The sequence below is a fragment of the Lentzea tibetensis genome (genome assembly GCF_007845675.1).
GTDB classification, from domain to species: domain Bacteria; phylum Actinomycetota; class Actinomycetes; order Mycobacteriales; family Pseudonocardiaceae; genus Lentzea; species Lentzea tibetensis.
The window spans coordinates 51,383-70,302 of record NZ_VOBR01000031.1 but is presented as its reverse complement, the minus strand read 5'-3'; the positions used below and the strand labels follow the sequence as shown (position 1 = coordinate 70,302).

General features: G+C 70.2%; 5 protein-coding genes. All 5 read right to left on the bottom strand.

What is annotated here, in order from left to right; all coding sequences use genetic code 11:
• Positions 1–14 precede the first annotated feature (14 nt).
• The 5 genes from FKR81_RS35115 to FKR81_RS35095 are packed head-to-tail and all read right to left on the bottom strand — an operon-like array spanning position 15 to position 18,914.
• Complete coding sequence (locus tag FKR81_RS35115) at positions 15–1,223, bottom strand: cytochrome P450 (protein ID WP_146358555.1); 1,209 nt, start codon at positions 1,221–1,223, stop codon at positions 15–17.
• Between the two features lie 58 nt (positions 1,224–1,281).
• Positions 1,282–2,844, bottom strand: a complete 1,563-nt coding sequence (gene mhpA, locus FKR81_RS35110; RefSeq protein WP_222598504.1) for a bifunctional 3-(3-hydroxy-phenyl)propionate/3-hydroxycinnamic acid hydroxylase MhpA — start codon at positions 2,842–2,844, stop codon at positions 1,282–1,284.
• Positions 2,845–2,855: 11 nt separating this feature from the next.
• Entirely contained in the window at positions 2,856–3,605 is a 750-nt protein-coding gene (locus FKR81_RS35105) for an arylamine N-acetyltransferase family protein (RefSeq protein WP_146358554.1), read from the bottom strand.
• Between the two features lie 16 nt (positions 3,606–3,621).
• The gene (locus FKR81_RS35100) at positions 3,622–8,775 is read right to left on the bottom strand and encodes a type I polyketide synthase (RefSeq protein ID WP_407936569.1); all 5,154 of its coding nucleotides are present in this window, start codon (positions 8,773–8,775) and stop codon (positions 3,622–3,624) included.
• Positions 8,772–18,914, bottom strand: a complete 10,143-nt coding sequence (locus FKR81_RS35095; protein ID WP_146358552.1) for a type I polyketide synthase — start codon at positions 18,912–18,914, stop codon at positions 8,772–8,774. The genes FKR81_RS35100 and FKR81_RS35095 overlap by 4 nt, the downstream gene beginning before the upstream one ends.
• Between the last annotated feature and the right edge of the window lie 6 nt (positions 18,915–18,920).

Below are 18,920 nucleotides of genomic sequence, written 5' to 3'. Positions count from 1 at the left end.
ATGCGTTGCCGGAATCACCACGTGACAGGCAGAGCCACCAGCCCGCGAATCATGCTGCCGTACCTGAACTCGATCTCGTCGACGGGTTTCGCGAGCCGCACACCGGGGATCCGGCGGAGCAGCGAGCCGATCGCGACCTGGATCTCGACCTTGGCGAGCTGGGCACCGACGCAATGGTGCGGGCCGTGCCCGAAGGTGAGCATCGGATTGTGCGTGCGCGCCAGATCCAGCTCGTCCGCGTCCGCGAACACGTTTTCGTCGAAATTGGCGGCCGCGGCCTGGGTGAGCACGGCCTCGCCCTTCCTGACCACCACGCCACCGCTGAGCTCGACGTCCTCGAGCGCGATCTGGGCGACCCCCGCGGTGGTGCCGAGCGGCAGGTAGCGGAGCAGTTCGTCGACCGCTGTCGGCAGCAACGACGGGTCGGACCTGAGCCGCTCCAGCTGATCCGGCCGCGAGAGCAGGCAGTAGATCGAGTTGGCGAGGTAGTTCGCGGTCGTGTCGTGGCCCGCGATCAGCAGGAGCACGCCGAACTGCACCAGTTCGGTCTCGGTGAGGCGTTCGCCCTCGTCGCGGGCGGCGACCAGCACGCCCAGCAGGTCGTCGGACGGTTCTTCGCGTCGCCGGGCGATCATGCCCGCGAGGTAGGACTCGAGCTCGTTGGTCGCCGTGGCGTACTGCTCGGCGGTGTAGGTGTCCCCCATCGTGCGCACGACTTCCGACCAGTCGCGGAACCGGTCGCGGTCGGCGAACGGCACGCCGAGCAGCTCGCACATGATGTGCATCGGCAGCACCATCGCGAGGCCCTCGAGCAGGTCGGCCGGGGCACCCGTCGCGATGATGTCGTCGAGCAGGCCGTCGACGATCTCCTCGATCCGCGGCCGCAGGCGGGCGGTCTGCCGCCCGGTGAACGCCTTCGCCACCAGCTTGCGCAGCCTGGCGTGCTCCGCGCCGTCCATGAACCCGATGTTCGCCTTCTTGATGATCATCGGGACGACGCGGGGCACGTCCTGCCCGACGGTCGCGGCACGGCTGAACCTGGGGTCGGTCAGCACCGTGCGGACGTCCGCGTGGTTCAGCGCCATCCAGGCTTCGCCGCCGTACGGCAACGTCACCCTGGCCGGTCGGCCGGTGTCGCGCAGCCTGCCGTACTCGGGGTGGAGCTCCAACCGGTCGGCCTCACCGAACGGATAAGGACATGCGGCCTGGTCGGCACTGGTCATCACTCACTCCTCGCGAATCGACCTGAACAGGCAGGTCAAAAGCTAGAGAGTGGCGATTTCATCCCACTTTCAAGACATCTTCACGGAGCACGAGATTCAGCTCGGTCGCCAGTTGGCGAATCAGGTCGTTGATTTCATCGGCGCCGAAAGCGTAGAAGTCGGGCCGCATCAGAACAGCCTCGCCGTGAGCGCCGGAAAGATAGGCCGAACAGGTTCCGTCGACGTCGACGACCGTGCCGGGCCGCAGGGTGTCCCGCGGCGTGCCGGGAGGCAGGATGCCCACCACGAGCGCGTCCAGCGAGTCGAGGATCTCCTGGCTCTCGGGGCTCACGCACTGCGCCGGGTCGCCGAGCGTCATCAGCACGAAGCCGGTGCCCACGACCTGGTCGAACAACCCTTCACGATCGGCGGAGGCCACGCGCGCCTGGGGAACCAGCCGCCCGGTCACCTGGTCGGCGTGCCCGAACACGCCTTTCCTGATGGGCCAGTAGATGTCTTCGGGGCGCGGCGGCACGTCGCCCCGCGCGCGGCCCGCGAGCATCGCCGCATCCCTTGCGGCGGCGAGCTTCTCGTTGGTCAGGCAGATCACCCTGCCGAGCTTGATGGCCAGCTCGATGGAGTTCTGCAGGTGGTCGATCCGCTCGACGCCGTAGGAGTCCAGCAGCGCGTCGGAGGTCAGGCCGCGCAACACGAGGTCGAGCCGCCACGAGAGGTTCCGCGCGTCCCTGACGCCGGAACACATGCCCTGACCGCTGAACGGCGGCATCACGTGCGCGGCGTCGCCAGCGAGCAACAGCCTGCCTGCCCGCCAGCGGTCGGCGAAGGCCGACCGGAACTTGTAGACCGAGTGCCGTTCGAGTGTCGCGTTCTCCGGCGTGACGTCCGCCATCGCGAGCAGTTTCCAGGCGTAGTCAGGGGTGTTCATCTCGGACGGGGACTCACCGGGCAGGAGCATGAACTCCCAGCGCCGGTGCCCGCGGCCTGCCGACGCGTGCGTCCTGGGTCGTTTCGGGTCGCAGATCTGCAGGTTGTTGGGCCGGTACTCGGTGATCTCGTGCGGCACCACATCGCAGACGAGCCAGTCGAACGAGAACCCGGCCTGCTGTTCGGAGACGTCCATCTGCTCGCGGACGAAGCTGCGGGCGCCGTCGCAGCCGACGACCCACCGGGCGCTGATCCGGGAACCGTCCTGGAGTCGGACGTCGACGTGCTCTCCGGTCTCCTCAACGCCGACCGCCTCCGTGCCGAGCAGCACGGAGAGGTTCGGGAACTGTTCGGTGCGCGCGATGAGCGCCGCCTCGAGGTCCGGCTGGTAGAAGGAAGTGCTGTCCGGCCAGCCGAAGTAGCCCTCCGCGGCGGGCTCAGACCGGTACAGGACGTCGCCCCTGCCGTTGTGGAACTCGATCTCCCTGGACAGCTCCCCCAGCTCCGGCAGCTCGTCGGCGAGTCCGGCCGCCGCGAAGATCCGCGCGGCCTCGCCGTCGAACGAGACCGCCCTCGCGATGGCGTGCGGCTCGGTGCGCCGCTCGACGACGACCACCCGCCATCCCTTGTCCGCGAGCAGGATCGAGAGCAGCTGTCCGACCGGTCCGAAGCCGACGATCAGCACGTCGCAGTCCACGTCGATCTCCTTCAGTTCTCGTTGAGGATCAGCCGGGTGAGGTCTTCGAACTCGGCGCGGTCGAGGATCATCCGGAACGTCTCCTCGTCGGCGTTGTGCTTCCAGAACCGCTTCCCGCTCAGCGTCAGCGTGGAGCCGTCGACGACACGGCTGATCACCCTGAGCCGCGCGACCGGGATGTCGTTGGCCAGGTTGACGAACTCCTCGCTCTGGAAGTCCCAGTCGTCGAGCGAGCGGTGCACGAGCTTGAAGCGGTACACCGGGATCCACTTGTCCTTGCTCCGACGCTCGTAGCTGTGCCATTCCCCCGAGGTGACGACTCGGAACGACCCCTGCGCCGCCGACTCGACGGGCAGCGGGTCGACCGAGGTGGGTTGGCCGAAGCCGACGTCGACGAGGTAGGACTCGCCGTCCAGTTTCACCAGCAGTGCCTGGTGCTCGATCTCCGGTCCGTACCGGCCGTCGGGCAACAGGCTGCTCGCGGACAGGCGGTCCACCTCGAACCCGATGGACCAGAGCAACCTGCCGAACGTCTCGTTGACCTCGAAGCAGTTCCCGCCCCTGCCGTCGACGATCGAACGCCGGAAGACCTCGTCCCAGTCCCAGGTCGAGATCGCCTTGTTCATCAACGGGTCCTGCGGATCGCTGCGGTACGGAATTGCTTCGGCGTGCCTGCGGTGCAACGCGCGCAACGTGGGCAGGTCCGGTGCCACCGCACCGGTGTGGCCGATCGCCCGCAGGTACGTCTCTGCGTCGAACATGGTCACTTCCCTTCTGTCAGAACATCTCTTCCAGCAGGTGTTCGGCGATCATCTCCGGGGTCGGGTACTCGAAGGCGAGCGTCGACGGCAACGCCCGTCCGGTGTGGCCGGTGAGCCGGTTGCGCAGGTCGACCGCGGTGAGCGAGTCGAACCCGATGTCCAGCAGGGCCGCGTTCGCCGCGACCAGGTCGGTGCCCGCCGCGCCGAGCACCGCGGCGGCCTCCGCGCACACCAGCGCCGTCAGCTCGGTCAGCCGCTCCTCGGCCGTGAGCCGTTCGAGGCGGGCGAGCAGGTCCTTGCTGGCGTTCACCGTGTTCGCGACCCGCCTGCCCCGGCCGGCCAGTCCGCGCAGGATCGCGGGCGCGGCGGTCATCTTGCGCAGCTGCCTGCGATCCAGCACGGTCGGTACCAGCACGGCCCGCGGGGAGCGCAGTGCGGTGTCCAGCAAACGCAGGCCCAGTGCGGAGTCGAGCGGCAGCACGCCGGCCTGTGCCATCCGCGACAGCTCGGTGTCGCCGACGTTCGCCGTCATCTCGCTGCTCTGCTCCCAGTAGCCCCAGGCCAGGGAGATCGCGGGCTCACCGGCGGCGCGCCGCCGTTCGGCCACGGCGTCGACGAAGGTGTTGGCGGCGGCGTAGTTGGCCTGACCGGCACCGCCCAGCGTGCCTGCCGCGGAGGAGAACAGAGCGAAGACCGCCAGTCCCATCCCTCTGGTCAGCTCGTCCAGGTGCACCGCGGCATCGACCTTCGGCCGCAGGACGTGGTCGATCCGCTCCGGGGTGAGCGCGGAGATCACTCCGTCGTCGAGCACACCCGCCGCGTGCACCACGCCGGTGAGCGGAGCATCGGCCGGGACTCGGGCGAGCAGCGCCGCGACCTGGTCGCGGTCGGCGGTGTCGCAGGCGACCACGTCGACCCGCGCACCGAGTGCCTCCAGCTCCGCCGTGATCGCGGCCGCGGCCTCGGGGCCGCGCCGCGACGCCAGCAGGACCGAGCGGATGCCGTGCTCGGTGACGAGGTGCCTGGCGACCATTCCACCCAGCGTCCCGGTACCACCGGTGATCAGCACCGTGCCCGCGGGGTCGAGCTCGCGCCCGTCCACCGCGTGCTGATCGGCGGCGACCAGCCGCGGCACCCGCACCTCGTCGCCCCGCACGGCCACCTGCCACTCCCCCGCGGCGGCCAGCGCGTCGAGCGCGAGCGCGGCCGCGGAGTCGTCGTCCACCGGCTTCTCCAGGTCGGCGAGCAGGATCCGGTCCGGGTGCTCGGTCTGCGCGGCGCGCACCAACCCCCACACCGCCGCGGCGACGGGATCGGCCAGGTCGCCCGGCCCGGCGATCACCGCGGAGCAGGTGGCGACCGCGAGCCGGGTCGAGCTCCACGCCTCGTCGGCGACGAACGTCTGCAGCACCCGCAGCACGTGGGTCAGCACGGCCCGCACCTGCACGGTCTCCGTCGCGGGTGCGCCGTCGACATCGGCGCGGAGAACCAGCCATGCGGGAGGCTGGCCGAGGCTGAAGGTCTTGACCGTCTCCAGATCGTCCACATCGGACACCAGGACGGCGGACTCCGTACCGGTGCCCGGCGCGGGCACCGTCTTCCAGTCGACCGCGTACAACGCGTCGTTGTGCTTCGGCGCCTCGAGCTGGTCGAGCGCGACCGGCCTGGTCGTCAGCGAACCGACCGACAGCACGGGCTCGCCCATCGGGTCGGCCAGGTCGAGCCGGATCCCGTCGCGCAGGACGGCCCGGAGCCGGACGCTGCGCGCACCGCTGGCCCGCAGTACGACGTCGTTCCAGGCGAACGGCAGGTCGACCGCCCCGGCCACGCCCTTGCGCCGCACGCTCGCCGTGGTCACCGAGCCCGCGTGCAGTGCCGCGTCGAGCAGCGCGGGGTGAATGCCGAACCCGCCGGAGTCGGCGTTGTCGGGCAGGGTGACCTCGCCGAACACCTCGTCACCGCGCACCCACGCCGCGGTGAGCCCGCGGAACAGCGGGCCGTAGTCGTACCCGCGCCCGGCCAGCGTGTCGTAGAAGGTGTCCAGTCCGACCGGCTGGGAGTCGGCGGGCGGCCACACCACGAGATCGCCGTCCGGCCCCGCGGGCTCGTCTTCGACCAGGAAGCCCGTCGCGTGCCGGGTCCACTCGCCGCCGTCCGGCCGGGAGTGGATCGACACGGGCCTGCGCCCGAGATCGTCCTCCTCGCCCGTGCTCACCCTGAGCTGCACGACGGCCTCGCCGCCGAGTCGCAGCGGCGCCTCGATCACCAGTTCCTGCAGCACCGGGTGGTCGATCCGGTCGCCCGCGTGGATGGCCATCTCCACCAGCGCCGCACCGGGGACGATCACCACGCCCGACACGGCGTGATCAGCGAGCCACCGGTGGGTGCTCAGCGAGATCCGGCCGGTCAGCGTCACGCCCTCCGGTGACTCCACCACGGCACCCAGCAGCGGGTGACCGCTCCCGGCGAGTCCGACGGTCTCGAGATCACCGGCGTTCGATCCTGCCAGCCAGTACCGCTCTCGTTGGAACGCATAGGTCGGCAGTTCGGCATGCCCGCCAGCCGGGACGTATCGGCTCCAGTCGACCGGCACACCCCGCACGAACAACTCGGACAGGGACTGCAGGAACCGGGCTTGCTCGTCCTGATCCCGCCGCAACGTCCCGCACACGACCTTCCCGGGGCCGACCAAGTCTTCGACTGAGGAGGTCAGCACCGGATGGCTCGACACCTCCACGAACACACCGAAGCCCTCGTTCGCGAGCCGACCGACGGCCTCCGCGAACCGCACCCGCTGCCGCAGGTTCCGGAACCAGTAGCCGGCGTCAACCGGCCCGTTGATCCACTCGCCATCCACAGTGGACAGCCACGGAACGGCCGGAGCGATCGACGCGATGCCGTCCAGCAACTCCGCCAGCCGCTCGCGAATCGCGTCCACGTGCCAGGTGTGCGACGCATAGTCCACCGAGATCAACCGAGCCCGCGCACCATCGCTCTCACAGGCGTCCCGCAGCGACTCCAACGCGTCCAGATCACCAGCCACCACCACATTGGCAGGCCCGTTCACCGCAGCGATCTCGACCCGATCGATGAGGCGCTCGGCCACCCGCTCCACCGGCTCAGCGATCGACATCATCCCGCCACGGCCAGCCAGCTCCGCCGCGATCACCTGACTGCGCAAAGCAACAATCCGCGCCGCATCCTCCAACGACAACGCACCAGCCACACACGCCGCCGCCAACTCACCCTGCGAATGCCCGACCACCGCATCCGGCCGAATCCCAGACGCCTGCCACACCGCCGCCAGCGACACCATCACGGCGAACGACACCGGCTGGAGCACATCAACCTGATCGATGGTCGGCGCACCTTCGACACCGTGCACCACATCCGCCAACGACCAGTCGACAACCGAGGCCAGGGCCCGCTCACACTCGGCCATCCGTGCGGCGAACACCGGATCAGCAGCCCACAAGCCGCGAGCCATACCCACCCATTGCGCACCCTGCCCAGGAAAGACGAACGCCGTCTTCCCCGCGGCATCAGCCACACCGGTCACCACACCAGGGACTGAGCGTGCCTCAGCCAACGCATGCAGACCACCAACGGCCTCGCCGCGATCAGCCGCCAGCACCACCGCCCGGTGCTCCCACAGCGACCGCGAGACCAAGGCGCCAGCCACCTCGCCCACACCCGCATCAACCTCGGTCAACCGGGAAGCCTGACCTCGCAACGCCTCTGCTGACCGGCCCGACAGCACGAGCGGCACCACACCGTCCACAGCAGACAGCACGGACAGCTCAACAGGCGGGGCCTCCTCCACGATCACGTGAGCATTCGTCCCGGAAACACCGAAGGACGAGACACCTGCCCGACGCGGACGACCAGCCGAAGGCCACTCACGCGCCTCGGTCAACAACTCCACCGCACCAGCCGACCAGTCGACCTTCGACGACGGCGCGTCGACGTGCAGCGTCTGCGGCATGACACCGTGGCGCATCGACAAAATCATCTTGATCACACCAGCAACACCGGCCGCAGCCTGCGCATGACCGATGTTCGACTTCAACGACCCCAAGTACAGCGGCGTCTCACGATTCTGACCATAAGCCGCGATCAACGCCTGAGCCTCGATCGGATCACCCAGCGAGGTGCCCGTGCCGTGCGCCTCAACAACATCCACCTCGGTAGCAGCGATCCCCGCATTGGCCAGCGCCTGCCTGATCACCCGCTGCTGCGACGGACCGTTCGGCGCCGTCAAGCCGTTCGACGCGCCGTCCTGGTTCACCGCCGACCCGCGGATCACCCCCAGGATCCGGCGGCCGTTGCGCTGTGCGTCCACCAACCGCTCCAGCACCACGACACCGACGCCCTCGGCCCACCCGGTGCCGTCCGCGCCCTCGGCGAACGCCTTGCACCGGCCGTCCGGTGCGAGTCCGCGTTGCCGGGAGAACTCGACGAACGACTCCGGAGAAGCCATCACCGTCACGCCGCCGGCGAGCGCCATCGAGCACTCACCGACCCGCAGTGCCTGCGCCGCCAGGTGAATCGCCACCAGCGACGACGAGCACGCCGTGTCGATGACCACAGCGGGCCCTTCCAGGCCCAGCTCGTAGGACACCCGGCCCGCGGCCGCGCTGCCCGCGGCACCGACTCCACGCATGCCTTCGAGTTCGGCGGGCGGCGCTCCGAGCCCGTAGTCGTGGTACATGAGTCCGGTGTAGACACCGATGTCGCGGCCCCGCAGCGCGTCCGGAGCCAGCCCCGCGTGTTCGAGCGCCTCCCAGGACGTCTCCAGCAGCAGGCGCTGCTGCGGATCCATCGCCAACGCCTCACGCGGCGAGATCCCGAAGAACCCCGCGTCGAACTCCGCCGCCTGCGACAGGAACCCGCCGCTGCGGGTGTAGGACTTGCCCGGCACCTCGGGGTCCGGGTCGTACAGCCCGTCGACGTTCCAGCCGCGGTCCGCGGGAAAGTCACCCACCAGGTCGGAGCCGTTCGCCAGTGCGGCCCACAGGTCGTCAGGGCCGGTGACCCCGCCGGGCAACCGCACCCCGACGCCCACAACCGCGATCGGCTGCGCGTTCCGTTCCCGGAGACGCTTGATCTCCTTCAGCGACTCCCGCAACGCGGTCACGACAGCCTCGGTGTTCTCGGTCATTCCCGTCACCCTTCGCTTCCGGTGAGGCTGAGCGTTTCCCGCGCCATCTTCAGCAGGCTCGAGGTGTCCAGTTCGTCGATCACGTCGGCATCCGGCAGTTCGGGAGCCGTGTCCGCGGTGTTCACCAGACGCAGCAACGCATCCAGGAGTCCTGCCTCGCGCAGTCGATGGACGGGTAGCTCGACGAGCTTGCGCCTGAGCTGTTCCTCGTCGACGGATCCGGTGCTCGGCCCGGCCAGGTGACCGTGCAGGAAGTCCGCCAGCGCGGCGGGGTTCGGGTAGTCGAACACCATCGTGGCCGGCAACGTGACGCCGGTGAGCCCGGTGAGCCGGTTCCGCAGCTCGACCGCGGTCAGCGAGTCGAACCCGGCGTCCTTGAACGCGCCGGTGGCCCGCACCAGGTCCGTCGAACCGCCGAGCACGTCCGCGGCCTCGGTGCGGACGAGCTCCGTGAGCGCGGCGCGCCGTTCAGTCTCCGTCAGCCCGGCCAGCCGGTCCGCGAAGGCACCTGCCGCGAGGGCGTTGCTAGCGGCGCGCCTGCCTCGCCCGGTGAGCTCCTGCAGCAGCGCGGGGCTTCCCGTCTTGCGCAACGCGGCGATGTCGAGCGCGGCGGGCACCAGAACGGCGCGGCTGGATGCCAGCCCGGCGTCGAACAGCGCCATGCCCTGCTCGGGGTCGAGCGTCCGCATACCGGACCTCGCCATCCGCGCCAGGTCCGCGTGGCCGAGCTCGCCCGCCATCCCGCTTTCCCAAGCGCCCCAGGCCAGCGACACGGCCGCCTCGCCGTCCGCGCGACGACGCGTAGCGAGCGCGTCCAGGAACGCGTTGGCCGCCGCGTAGTTGCCCTGACCACCGCTGCCGAACACACCGGCCGCCGAGGAGAACAACACGAAGGCGGCCAGCCCGCGGCCGCGGGTGAGCTCGTCGAGGTGCACGGCGGCGTCGACCTTCGGCCGCAGCACCCCGTCGAGCCGTTCCGGCGTGAGCGCGGTGATCACCCCGTCGTCGAGCACACCCGCGGTGTGCACCACGCCGGTCAGGTCCTCGATCCCGGCGAGCAGCGCCTCGGTCTGCGCGCGAGAGGCGATGTCGCAGGCGACGATCTCCACCCGCGCCCCGAGTTCCTCCAGCTCGCCCCGCAGTTCGACCGCACCCGGTGCGTCGACTCCCCTGCGGGACACCAGCACCAGGCTGTGCACGCCGTGCGCGGTGACCACGTGCCTGGCGACCAACGCACCCAGCGTGCCGGTGCCGCCGGTGATCAGCACGGTCCCGTCGGGGCCGAGCACCTCGCCCGGTTCCTCGTCGGCCCGCACGAGACGCGGTGCGAGCACCTGGCCGTCGCGCACCGACACCTGCCACTCGCCCGCTTCGGCCAGCCCGTCGACGTCGAGCTCGACCTCGCCGTTCTCGAAGTCCGCCAGCAGGAACCTGCCGGGGTTCTCCGCCTGCGCCGCGCGCACGAGTCCCGACACCGCCGCGGCGACGGGATCCGTGCCGCGGGTGGCGACGACGAGCACGCTCGTGGCCAGGTCCGGATCGGCCAGGAACTGCTGCAGTTCCTTCAGCACGTGCCCCAGTACGTCGCGCACGTCGCCGCTCGAGTCGACCTCCAGCAGCAACGTCGGCCGCTGACCAGCACCCGAGGCGATCGGCCGCCAGTCGAGCGCGTAGAGGTGATCCCTCCGGCGGGCGTCCGACAGGGCGTCGAGCGAAATCGACCTGGTCACGAGCGAACCCACGGACAGCACGGGTTTGCCTGCGGAGTCCGCGAGGTCGAGCTCGAGCCCGTCCGGACGCGACACCACCCGCACCCGTGCCGCCGTCGCCCCGGCCGCGTGCAAGACGACGCGGTTCCAGGCGAACGGCAGTCGCACTCCGTCCTCGGCTTCGTCCGCACCGGCGACGCCCGCCGTCTGCAGGGCGGCGTCGAGCAGCGCGGGGTGAATGCCGAACCCGGTGGCGTCCGCCTGCTCGGGCAGCCCGACCTGCGCGAACATCTCGTCACCACGCACCCAGGCCGCGGTCAGGCCCTGGAACACGGGCCCGTAGTCGTAGCCGCGGGTGGCCAGGGTGGCGTAGAAGTCGTCCAGTTCGACCGAACGCGCGCCAGCGGGCGGCCAGACATCGAGGCCACCCCGGTCGACAGAGGTCTGCGCCGCCAGGAAGCCGGTCGCGTGCCGCACCCACTCGCCACCGTCCACACAGGAATGAATCGAGACCGGCCGCCGTTCGGACGCGTCGATCTCGTTGACGCTGACCCGCACCCGTGTCACGCCGTCCAACCGCAACGGCGCCTCGAGCACCAGCTCATCCACCACCGGACAGCTCACCTGGTCGCCTGCGTGGATCGCCATCTCCACCAGCGCCGCACCGGGAACCACCACGGTGCCGGAGATCGCGTGGTCGGCCAGCCAGGCGTGCGTGGCGAGCGAGATGCGACCGGTCAGGATCACGCCGTCCACCGACTCGACCACCGCCGCCAGCAGCGGATGGTCCGCCGAGGTCAGGCCGACACCCGCCAGATCCCCTCCGCCCCAGCCCGCCGTGAGCCAGTAGCGCTCGCGTTGGAACGCGTAGGTCGGCAGTTCCAGGTGCCCGTGCTGCTCGGGAACGTGGTGCGTCCAGTCGATCGGCACGCCGTGTGTGAACAACTCCGCCAAGCCGCCCAGCAGCGTGGCGACCTCGGGCTTGTCGCGACGGCACAACGCAGCCGCCACCACATCACCGAGCACATCACGGACCATCGCGGTGAGCACACCGTCGGGACCGACCTCCACCCACCGCGCATCGCGCAGCGAGGTGGCCGCATCGGCGAACCGCACCGGCTTGCGCACCTGCTCCACCCAGTACTCCGGCGTGCCCATGTCGCCACCAGCCGTAGAGACAATCGGGATCCTCGGCTCCAGGTACTCGACCGACTCAGCGACCTCACGGAACTCGTCCAGCATCGGCTCCATCAACACCGAGTGGAACGCGTGACTCACCGTCAACGGCTTGGCCTTCCGGCCCCGCTCGATGAACACGCGGCCGACCTCAGCAACAGCCTCCGCGGTCCCGGAGATCACCACCGAAGACGGGCCGTTCACCGCCGCAACACCTACACCGTCTCGCCCGGCCAGCACCTCGAGAACCTCGTCCTCGGTGGCAGCGACCGCCGTCATCGCCCCACCGGCGGGCAGCTCCTGCATCAATCGCGCTCGTGCTGTCACGAGCTTCGCCGCGTCGGCCAGTGACCACACACCGGCCACGCGCGCGGCGCTCAGCTCACCAATCGAGTGCCCCACGAGCACATCCGGCCGCACACCCCACGACTGCAACAAGGCCGCCAGCGCGACCTCGAACGCGAACAGGGCGGGCTGCGTGAACTCCGTCTGATCAAGCCGACCATCCGGCTCATCAAAGACCACATCCCGCACCGGAGCATCCAGCGCGGCGCACACCTCATCGAACTTCGAGGCGAACACCGGATAGGTCTCGTACAGCTCACGGCCCATACCTGCCCGCTGCGCACCTTGACCCGTGAACGCGAACACCAGCTTTCCGCCGAGCCCATCAGCGACACCGGTCACCACACCGGGAGCCGAACGCCCCTCGGCCAACGCCCGCAGACCATCACGAAGCCCGTCCCCATCAGCCGCCAGCACCACCGCCCGGTGCTCCCACAACGACCGCCCCACCAGAGAACCAGCCAACTCACCAGCACCAGCGTCAAGCTCTGCAAGCAGGTCAGCCTGCCTCTGCAGCGCGGCAGCCGATCGGGCCGACACCACCAGTGGCACCACACCATCCACATCAGACACCGAAACGGGCCCGACAGGCGGCGCCTCCTCGACGATCACGTGCGCGTTCGTCCCGGAAACACCGAAGGACGACACACCCGCCCGACGCGGACGGCCAGCCGAAGGCCACTCACGCGCCTCGGTCAACAACGAGACCGCACCCGCCGACCAGTCGACCTTCGACGACGGCGCGTCGATGTGCAGCGTGCGCGGCATCAAACCGTGCCGCATCGACAGAATCATCTTGATCACACCGGCCACACCCGCCGCGGCCTGGGCATGCCCGATGTTCGACTTCAACGACCCCAACCACAACGGCGTCTCGCGTTCCTGACCGTAGGTCGCGATCACGGCCTGCGCCTCGATCGGATCACCCAACGAGGTGCCCGTGCCGTGCGCCTCGACGACGTCCACCTCGGCCGCGGCCAGACCGGCATTCGCCAACGCCTGCCGAATCACCCGCTGCTGCGAGGGGCCGTTCGGCGCCGTCAACCCGTTCGACGCACCGTCCTGGTTCACCGCGGTCCCCCGGATCACGCCCAGGATCCGGCGGCCGTTGCGCCGCGCGTCGGACAAGCGCTCCAGCACCACGACGCCCGCGCCTTCGGCCCAGCCGGTGCCGTCCGCGGCGTCGGCGAAAGCCTTGCACCGGCCGTCGGCCGCCAGCCCGCGCTGACGGGACAGCTCGACGAACGAGCCGGGGGTGGCCATCACGGTGGCGCCACCCGCGAGCGCCATCGAGCACTCACCGGCTCGAAGTGCCTGCGACGCCAGGTGAATCGCCACCAACGACGACGAACACGCCGTGTCCACCATGACCGCCGGGCCCTCGACGCCGAGCACGTACGAGACCCGACCAGCGGCCACGCTGCCGGAGACACCGGTCGCCCGCAGTCCCTCCACACCGGGAGGCAGCGGACCGGCATTGGTGCCGTAGTCGTGGTACATCAGTCCGGTGTAGACACCGATGTCCTTTCCCTGCAACGAAGTCGGATCGATGTCGGCCCGCTCCAGCGCCTCCCACGTCGTCTCCAGCAACAACCGCTGCTGCGGATCCATCGCCAACGCCTCACGCGGCGAGATCCCGAAGAACGACGCGTCGAACTCCGCCGCCTGCGACAGGAACCCGCCCCGCCGGGTGTAGGTCTTCCCCGGCGCGTCGGGGTCCGGGTCGTACAGGCCGTCGACGTCCCAGCCGCGATCGGCGGGAAAGTCCCCGACGAGGTCAGCACCGTCCAGCAGGGCGTCCCACAGGTCCTCGGGGCTCGACACCCCACCCGGCAGCCGGAGTCCCAGCCCCACCACCGCGATCGGCTCCTGCGAGGTCACCGCGGCGCGCGCCGTCACCACCTCGTCGGACCCCGTCAGCTCCGTTCGCAGGTGCCCGGCCAGTGCGGACGCGTTCGGGTAGTCGAACACCAAAGTCGCGGGCAACCGCACACCGGTCACCGCGGTCAGCCGATTCCGCAGCTCAACGGCGGTCAACGAGTCGAACCCGGCGTCCTTGAACGCCTGGCCCGAACCGACCAGATCCGAACCACCACCCAGCACCGATCCGGCCTCGGCCCGCACCAACTCCAGCAGCACGGCCAGCTGCTCTGCCTCGGCCAGCCCGGCGAGCCGTCCGGCCAGCCCGGAGCCGCCGCCGTTCTGCCGGGCCACCCGTCGGGACCGCCCGGTCAGGCTCCTGAACACCGCAGGAACCTCCTGCGCCCGCCGCAACAGCGGGAGATCGAGATCGGCCGCCACGACCACGGCACGCGACGACGTCAGGCTCGCGTCGAGCAGTCGCATACCGGCGTCCGCGCTCAACCCGCGCATCCCGGAGCCGGCGAACCGGTCGCCGAGCCCGTCGGCCATGCCGCCGCTCTGCGCCCAGAGGCCCCAGGCGATGGACACCGCCGAGTCGCCCGCCGCCCGCCGGCGTTCGGCGAGGGCGTCCAGGAACGTGTTGGCCGCGCCGTAGTTGCCCTGGCCACCGCTACCGAGCACGCCGGCGGTCGAGGAGAAGAACACGAACGCGGAGAGCCCGGTGCCTCGGGTGAGCTCGTCGAGGTGCAGTGCCGCGTCGGCTTTCGGGCGGAGCACGGTGTCCACCCGCTCCGGGGTGAGCGCAGTGATCACACCGTCGTCCAGCACACCGGCGGCGTGCACGACGGCCGTCAACGGCGCGTCCGCGGGCACTCGGGCCAGCAGCGCCTCGACCTGGTCGCGTTCCGCTGTGTCGCAGGCGACGACGTCCACTCGCGCACCAAGATCCTGCAGTTCGTCCCGCAGCTCTGCCGCGCCAGGAGCATCGGGGCCGCGCCGGGAGGCCAGCACCACGCTGCGCACGCCGTGCCGGGTGACGACGTGCCGGGCGACGAGCGCACCGAGGCTTCCGGTGCCACCGGTGACCAGGACCGTTCCGGCCGGGTCGAGTGCACCCACCTGCTCTTCACCGAGCCGCACCAGCCTGGGCACGGTGATGCGATCGCCCCGCACCGCGACCTGCCACTCGCCTGCTTCGGCGAGCCCGTCCAGATCCAGCTCCGCCGTCTCGGTGTCGAGATCGGCCAGCATGATCCGTTCCGGGTTCTCCGCCTGTGCGGCCCGCACCAGGCCCCACACCGCCGCGGCGACCGGATCGAGCTCACCGCCGCACGTGGCCACGACGAGTCGCGACGACGCCCACACCGGATCCGTCACGAACTCCTGCACCACCGCCAGGACGCGCGCGACCTCCGCGCGCACTCGACCCACCTCCGGCAGGTCGCTCTCTCCGGGGGTGAGGACGACCCACCTCGGCGGCTCCGCGCGCACCTCGGCCAGTTCCCCGATCCACCGCGCCGCCGTGCTCCTGCCCAGCGCCGAGTGCTCGACCCAGTCCACCGCGAACAACGCTTCCCCGGAGCGGGCCTGCTGCTCGACGGGCATCGGCCGGGTCACGAACGACCCGACCTGCAGCACCGGGTCGCCTGCCTCGTCGACGAGGTCGATGCCGTCCCCGACCCGAACCCTGACCTTCGTGGCGCCGGTCGCGTGCAACACGACCCGCTCCAACGAGAACGGCAGCTCGACCGTCGCGTCGTCGTCGGTGGTGAAGCTCCTGAGCGACAACAGGTGTGTTGCCGCGTCCAGGAGTGCCGGATGGATGCCGAACCCCGCCGGATCCTCCTGCGCGGGCAGGGCGACCTCGCCGAACACCTCGCCGTTCCGGATCCACGCGGCGGTCACGCCCTGGAACGCCGGACCGTAGTCGTAGCCGCGGTCGGCCAGCGTCGCGTAGAAGTCCGCCAGCTCCACCGGCCGCGCCCCTTCCGGCGGCCAGACACCGAGGTCCACATCGCGGCCACGATCACCTGCGCTGGCCACGAACCCGGCGGCGTGACGGACCCACTCACCACCGTCCACACAGGAGTGAATCGACACCGGCCGTCGCCCCGAGGCGTCGACCTGGCCCACGCTCACCTGGACCCGCCTGACACCGTCGAGCCGCAGCGGCGCTTCGAGCACCAGCTCGTCCAGCACCGGGTGGTCCACCTGGTCGCCTGCGTGGATCGCCATCTCCACCAGTGCCGCACCGGGAACCAGCACCGCGCCGGAGATCGTGTGGTCGGCCAGCCACGGATGCGCACCCACCGACACCCGGCCGGTCAGCACCACACCACCCGACTCAGGAACCTCGACCACCGCACCCAGCAACGGATGCCCGGTCCCCGGCAGATCCCCGGCGCCCGACCTGGTCAACCAGTAGCGCTCGCGCTGGAACGCGTAGGTCGGCAGCTCCAGGTGCCCGCGGTGCTCGGGAACGTGGTGCGTCCAGTCGACCGGCACACCGCGGGCGAACAGCTCCGCGAGCCCGGTCAGCAGCGTGGCGACCTCGGGCTTGTCCCGGCGGCACAACGCCGCCGCCACGACGTCACCGTGCACGTCCCGGACCATCGCGGTGAGCACACCGTCCGGCCCGATCTCCACCCAGGCACCCTCGAGTGAGGCAACGGCATCCGCGAACCGCACCGGCTTGCGCACCTGCTCGACCCAGTAGTCCGGTGAGCGCACATCCCCACCCGCCGTCGAGACGATCGGGATCCGCGGCTCCCGGTACTCGATCGACTCGGCGACCTCGCGGAACTCGTCCAGCATCGGTTCCATCAAGGCCGAGTGGAACGCGTGGCTCACCGTCAACGACTTGACCTTCCGGCCCTGCCCGGCCAGCACCCCGGCCGCACCGGCCACCGCCTCCGCGGTCCCGGAGATCACCACCGTGGACGGACCGTTCACCGCCGCGACACACGCACCGTCCCACGAGGCCAGCACCTCGAGTACCTCGTCCTCGGTGGCGGCGACCGCGGCCATCGCCCCACCGGCAGGCAACGCCTGCATCAACCGCGCCCGAGCCGTGACCAGCTTGGCCGCATCCGGCAGTGACCACACACCGGCCACGTGCGCAGCACTCAGCTCACCAATCGAATGCCCCACCAGCACATCCGGCCGCACACCCCAGGACTCCAGCAACGCAGCCAACGCAACCTCGAACGCGAACAACGCGGGCTGCGTGAACTCCGTCTGATCAAGCCGACCATCCGGCTCACCAAAGACCACGTCCCGCACCGGTGTGCCCAGGGCAGCGCACACCTCATCAAACTTCTCAGCGAACACCGGATAGGCCTCGTACAGCTCACGCCCCATGCCGGACCGCTGCGCGCCCTGACCAGTAAAGGCAAAGACCGTCTTCTCAGCAGCGCCGGGCACGCCAGTCACTACACCGGAAGCCGACCGCCCCTCGGCCACCGCACGCAATCCCGCAACAGCGCCATCACGATCCTCGGCCAGCACCACCGCCCGGTGCTCCCACAACGACCGCCCCAGCAGCGCGCCAGCCACCTCACCGACACCCGCGTCGACCTCGGCCAACCGAGCAGCTTGACCCCGCAACGCATCCGCCGACCGGCCCGACACCACCAGCGGCACCACACCGTCCACATCAGACACCGCAGAAGACTCAGCGTCCGGCGCTTCCTCCACGATCACGTGCGCGTTCGTCCCGGACACACCGAAGGCGGACACCCCGGCCCGACGCGGACGATCGGACGAAGGCCAGTCACGCGCCTCGGTCAACAACGAGACCGCACCCGCTGACCAGTCGATCTGCGACGACGGCGCATCCACATGAAGCGTGCGCGGCATGAGACCGTGCCGCATCGACAGGATCATCTTGATCACACCGGCGACACCGGCCGCAGCCTGCGCGTGGCCGACGTTCGACTTCAACGACCCCAACCACAACGGCGTCTCACGCCCCTGGCCGTAGGTGGCCAGCAGAGCCTGCGCCTCGATCGGATCACCCAACGCCGTACCGGTGCCGTGCGCCTCCACCAGATCCACATCACCGGTCGACAACCCGGCATTCGCCAACGCCTGACGAATCACCCGTTGCTGCGCAGGACCATTCGGCGCCGTCAAACCATTCGACGCACCATCCTGGTTCACCGCCGAACCCCGCACCACAGCCAGAATCCGCCGACCGTTGCGCTGCGCGTCCGACAACCGCTCCAGCACCAGCACACCCGCACCCTCGGACCAGCCGGTCCCGTCGGCGGCGTCCGCGAACGACTTGCACCGGCCATCGGCCGCCAGGCCCCGTTGCCGGGAGAACTCGAGGAACCCGGTCGGCGTCGCCATCACCGCCGCACCGCCGGCCAGCGCCAGTGAGCACTCACCGGCCCGAAGTGCCTGCGACGCCAGGTGAATCGCCACCAACGACGACGAACACGCCGTGTCCACCGTCACCGCGGGACCCTCGACACCCAGCACGTACGACACCCGGCCGGCCGCGGCACTGGCGCTGCCACCGGTCAGCCGGAACCCGTCCAGTTCGGACCGGCCATCCGCGAGAGTCATGTACTCGTTGGCGGTGAACCCGGTGAAGACACCGACGTTCTGGCCCTCGAGCGCGGTCGGGTCGACACCCGCCCGTTCCAGCGCCTCCCACGACGTCTCCAGCAACAACCGCTGCTGCGGATCCATCGCCAACGCCTCACGCGGCGAGATCCCGAAGAACCCCGCATCGAACTCCGTGCCGTTGCGGAGAAAGCCGCCCTGACGGGTGTAGGACTTGCCCACCGCGTCCGGGTCGGGGTCGTACAGCGCGTCGACGTCCCAGCCGCGGTCGGCGGGGAAGTCACCCACCGCGTCACCGCCGCCCGACACGAGCCGCCACAGGTCGTCCGGGCTCTCGATGCCGCCCGGCAGCCGCACGCCGATGCCGACGACAGCGATCGGTTCCCGCCCGGCCGACTCGATCTTCTGCAACCGCTGACGGGTCTGGTGCAGGTCCGCGGTGACCCACTTCAGGTAGTCACGAAGCTCGTCGGTCGTAGCCATGGAAAA

Bases quoted from the DNA above. Each gene is read 5' to 3' on its own strand.
- FKR81_RS35115 (WP_146358555.1), bottom strand. From the start codon at position 1,223: ATGACCAGTGCCGACCAGGCCGCATGTCCTTATCCGTTCGGTGAGGCC.
- FKR81_RS35105 (WP_146358554.1), bottom strand. From the start codon at position 3,605: ATGTTCGACGCAGAGACGTACCTGCGGGCGATCGGCCACACCGGTGCG.
- FKR81_RS35095 (WP_146358552.1), bottom strand. From the start codon at position 18,914: ATGGCTACGACCGACGAGCTTCGTGACTACCTGAAGTGGGTCACCGCG.